We start from the raw sequence: 4,344 nt of genomic DNA, 5'->3' as shown, positions 1-4,344 counted from the left end.
CTCTGCCGTCTCCGGAGCGGAGTCATCCGCTACGAGCGAGCCGATGCCCGGCAGCTTCCCCGGCAACTCGCCCATCTGATCGGCCAGATGCGCCAGGTCGGGCACGGATATCGGCGGCGCCGGGCGGTCCTGGGCGCTCGCCATGCCGCCCGCGCCGACCGCCGCGATGACGCCGACGCCGAGCACCGCCCCGCTACGGGCCATCGTGCCGCCGCGCTGCTTGCCGACCCGGTGCTTGCCGCGGACCGGGCCCGCGGGGCCCTCTTCCGGATCCGCTTCCAGATCCGCTTCGAAGTCCGCGGCGATGTCGGCGTCAGTGTCGGCGTCGGCGTCGGCGTCAGGGACCGGATCGGCCTCAACGGTCCCGATACCGGAGGCAAGTCCGTACGAGGGCTCGAACGGCAGAGCACGCGTCGGCTCGTACTCGTACTCGTACTGCGCGTCGTACATCGGCTCGTCGAGGGCAGGCTTGTTGGACGCCACGGGAGCGCACTCCTTTCCTTCCTTCTCGCCTACCGGGTTAGCTGACGGGTTCGGAGCAGGAAGGTCTCCTACGGGCCCCTTCTCGCGAAGGCGTCCGACTCACCCCAAGGTTGGTGGTTCCCCGGTTCCCTGGTGCCTCGTGTTGCCGGTGCTGCCGATGGTGCTGACGTACGTACGGTGTTGCCGGTGTTGCTGGTGCCTGCGGGATTCGGCGAAGGCGCACGGTGCCGCCTCTTGCGGCGGTTGTGACGACCGCGCTGCGTTATCGAACGTTAATAGAAGCGAGACCCGGATACCAAGCTGTTGCCCGTAATCCGCGCAGGCCTTGGTGAGGACTTTATGGACACGCGTCGGCGAAAGCGGTCGAGTCGCCGCGCCGGACGAAACCCCTCGGCGGCGATCGTGCACCAGTCGTTATGCACAGGGATCAAGATCCACTACGCACCGTGTTCCCCGTCCTCGTCCCCGACGGCCGCCCCGGCCCCGCTCCCGTTCCCACCCCGCCGGATCGCCAGCAGCGCCATATCGTCCGACGTCCCTCCGCCCGTATGCAGCGCGACGTCCGCCGCGAGCTCCTCCAGCAGCATGTCCGGCCCGTCGAACAGCCGCCCGTTCAGCCGGGCCCGCGGATCGTAGAAGACGCCCCGCTCGTCCCTGGCCTCCGTCACGCCGTCCGTGAACAGCAGCAGCGTCGTCCCCGCCGGGAAGTCCCATACCTCCACACGGTCCGGCCATACGCCCAGGTCGCCCATGCCCAGCGGCAGCGCCGGCACCTGGGGGGACGCCTCCACCGCCGTGCCGTCCGCGTACAGCAGCAGCGGCGGCGGATGGCCGCGGTTCACGACGCGCAGCACCGCGCCGTCCGAAGCCGGCACCGCCCCCGCTGCCGGCTCCGGCCCCGTCACCGCCACCTCAGCCAGCACGGCCGTCGTAAACCCCTCGAACTGGTCCAGCCCCTCCCGTCTCGCCCCCTCCCGCCTCAGCGCCCGCTCCAGCCGCGTCGCGAGCGCCTCCAGGGTCGCCTCCTGCTCCGCCGCCTCCCGGAACGCGCCGATCACCACGGCGACCGCCTCGACCGCCTCCAGGCCCTTGCCCCGGACGTCGCCGACGATGACGCGTACGCCGTGCGGGGTGTCCTGCACCGCGTACAGGTCGCCGCCGATACGGGCGTCCGCCTGCGCCGCCACATAGCGCGCCGCGACGCACAGCTCCGCGCCGATACGGGCCGGGGGCGTCGGCAGCACGGCGCGCTGGGCCGCCTCCGCGATGCCGCGCGCGGACTCCAGCTGCTGGTCGCTGCGGCGCACGATGCGGTTGATGCCGAGCGCGAGGATGGCGACGGTCAGGACGGTCGCGGTCTTGGTGGCGGTCTCGAAGGAGTTCACCGCCCGGTGGTACGCGTTGGTCCCCGCCGCGGCGGCCACGGCCGCCACCGCGACGGCCGCCGTGCCGCGCCGCCCGAAGAGCGGGGCCGCGACCAGCGGGGCGGCCGACAGGAAGGGGGCCCCGGTGTACTTCGGCGGGGTCAGCACGTCGAAGAGGACACCGCCGACGATGAGCACGGCGGGCAGCCAGAGCGCCAGGCGGTTGGCGATCACGGCACGGTGGGAGAGACCGTCCGCGGACGTCCGCGTCGGTGCGCGCCCGGACACTCCCGCAGGCGTGCCCCGACGTTCCCGACCGCTTCCCCCACGGCTTCCCCGGCTCCCCCGGCCTCCGGTGCCTCGCTTCCCCACCACCGTTCTCTCCTGACCGGTCCGTCCCGCGCGGCGCCTCTCCCAGGCTTCCGGCCGCCGCCGGTCCCGGCGACCGCTGCTCGTCCAATCGGGTGGCCGCCGCCCGCCCCCGCCAAACGGGGCCGTCGACGGCGGATCGAGGTGAGTTACGGGCGTACGCGCTGGTCAGGGCGTGCGATGGGGAGCGCGCGAGCGGCCCGTACCGGCGCACGCGTCAGGAGAGCCGAGCGCGCCACCACACCGCGCGCCCCGCCCACCTCACTTCAGCGAAGAAAGACGAGGGGACGAGGGGACGAGGGGACGAGGGAAAGAAGGCCGCCGACCGTCAGGCCGCCGAAGTCCGTCCCCGCCCACGTCCCGACCCGCCGTTACCGCCGCCGGCGCTGCCGCTGCCGCCGCGCCCGCTACCGCCGCGTCCGCCGCCGGAACCCGCACCCGTCCCCGTACCCGATCCCGAGCCCTGGAACGTACGGCCGCGACCGCCGCGGCTGCCCCGGCCACGGCCGCCGGAACCGGAGCCGGACCCCGACCCCGCACCGGCGCCGCCCCCGGAGCCCGTACCCGGCCGGGAGGACCGCGAGGACCGCGACTTCGGCTTGCCGCCCTGGGGCTGCGTCGGCGCCGGCGGCGTGATGACGACCGGGACGCCGCTGGGCACGCGCGCCCCCGTGATGCGCACCAGCTCGGCGTCCTCCGGGCCCACCTTCGCGACCTGCGGACTGATCTTCGCCGTGACCATCATCCGGCTCATCTCGCGCCGCTGCTCCGGCAGGACGAGCGTGACGACGGTGCCGGACTCGCCCGCGCGCGCCGTGCGGCCGCCGCGGTGCAGATAGTCCTTGTGGTCGACGGGCGGGTCCACGTTCACGACGAGGTCGAGGCCGTCGATGTGGATGCCGCGGGCGGCGACGTTGGTCGCGATGAGCGCCGTGACCTGCTCGGTGCGGAACTGGTCCAGGGTGCGGTTGCGCTGCGGCTGGCTCTTGCCGCCGTGCAGCGCCGCGGCCCGTACGCCGCTCGCCAGCAGCCGCTTGACCAGCCGGTCCGCGCCGCGCTTGGTGTCCACGAACATGATCACGCGGCCCTCGCGGGCGGCGATCCGGGTCACGGCGTCGCGCTTGTCGTCGTCCGAGACGTGCAGCAGGTGGTGCTCCATGGTGGAGACCGCGCCGACGGAGGCGTCGACGGAGTGCGTCACGGGGTCGTTCAGGAAGCGGCGTACGAGCCGGTCGACGTTGCGGTCCAGCGTCGCGGAGAACAGCATCCGCTGGCCGTCCGGCCGCACCTGGTCCAGGAGCCGGGTGACCTGCGGCAGGAAGCCCATGTCGGCCATCTGGTCGGCCTCGTCGAGGACCGTGATGGCCACGTCGCCGAGCGCGCAGTCGCCGCGCTGGATGAGGTCCGCGAGGCGGCCGGGGGTGGCGATCAGCACCTCGGCGCCGCGCGCGAGACTGTTCGCCTGGCGGCCGATCGACATGCCGCCGACCACCGTGGTCAGCCGCAGGTTGACGGCGGTGGCGTACGGCGCGAGCGCGTCCGTGACCTGCTGCGCGAGCTCGCGGGTGGGGACGAGCACGAGCGCCAGCGGGCGCTTGGACTCGGCGCGCCGGCCGGCGGTGCGGGACAGCAGCGCCAGCCCGAAGGCGAGGGTCTTGCCGGAGCCCGTACGGCCGCGGCCCAGGACGTCCCGGCCGTGCAGCGCGTTGGGCAGCGTGGCGGCCTGGATCGGGAACGGCTCGGTGACGCCCTCCCGGTCCAGCGTGGCGAGCAGGCCGGCGGGCATGTCCATCTCGGCGAAGGTCTCCACGGGCGGGAGCGCCGGGGTGGTGCTGACGGGCATCGCGAACTCGCCGCCCTCGGACGCGGCCGGGCGCCGGTTCGGCTGGCGGCTGCCGGAGGGACGGCCGCCGGACGGACGACCGCCGGAGGGGCGGCCGCCGGAAGGTCGGGAGCGGGGCGTGCGGGTGGGGCGTTCGGAGCGGGTCATTCGAGAGGACCTTCCCTCAATGGGGTGGCACGCCTCAGGAACGACTTCGCGTCACGAGCCCGTACCGGGGCGGACGGGCGCGGAAAAGCCGGGGCGCGCGGGGAACTGGGCGGTGGAACGGCGATGGGGCTACGGAGC

Annotated in this window: 2 protein-coding genes, 1 pseudogene and 1 riboswitch; all 3 genes and pseudogenes read right to left on the bottom strand. The window is 73.9% G+C overall.

Going from position 1 to position 4,344, the window contains the following annotated elements:
* Nucleotides 1-483 (bottom strand): annotated as a pseudogene (locus tag ACFU99_RS34885) (M23 family peptidase); the annotation flags it as partial.
* Between the two features lie 11 nt (nt 484-494).
* A riboswitch (cyclic di-AMP (ydaO/yuaA leader) is annotated at nt 495-650 on the bottom strand.
* Nucleotides 651-920: 270 nt separating this feature from the next.
* Nucleotides 921-2,135: a PP2C family protein-serine/threonine phosphatase gene (locus ACFU99_RS34880; protein WP_384399974.1), complete on the bottom strand. Its 1,215-nt coding sequence runs from the start codon at nt 2,133-2,135 to the stop codon at nt 921-923.
* A gap of 409 nt (nt 2,136-2,544) precedes the next feature.
* Nucleotides 2,545-4,206, bottom strand: a complete 1,662-nt coding sequence (locus tag ACFU99_RS34875) for a DEAD/DEAH box helicase (RefSeq protein ID WP_384399971.1) — start codon at nt 4,204-4,206, stop codon at nt 2,545-2,547.
* Between the last annotated feature and the right edge of the window lie 138 nt (nt 4,207-4,344).

It is taken from the genome of Streptomyces sp. NPDC057654, assembly GCF_042800135.1.
In the GTDB taxonomy this organism is placed as follows: Bacteria; Actinomycetota; Actinomycetes; order Streptomycetales; family Streptomycetaceae; genus Streptomyces.
Note: the sequence above shows the minus strand (reverse complement) of the source record. Positions and strands in the feature narration are given on the sequence as shown.

Excerpts from the sequence above, each read along its gene's own strand:
- ACFU99_RS34875 (WP_384399971.1), bottom strand. The coding sequence starts at position 4,206 with ATGACCCGCTCCGAACGCCCCACCCGCACGCCCCGCTCCCGACCTTCC.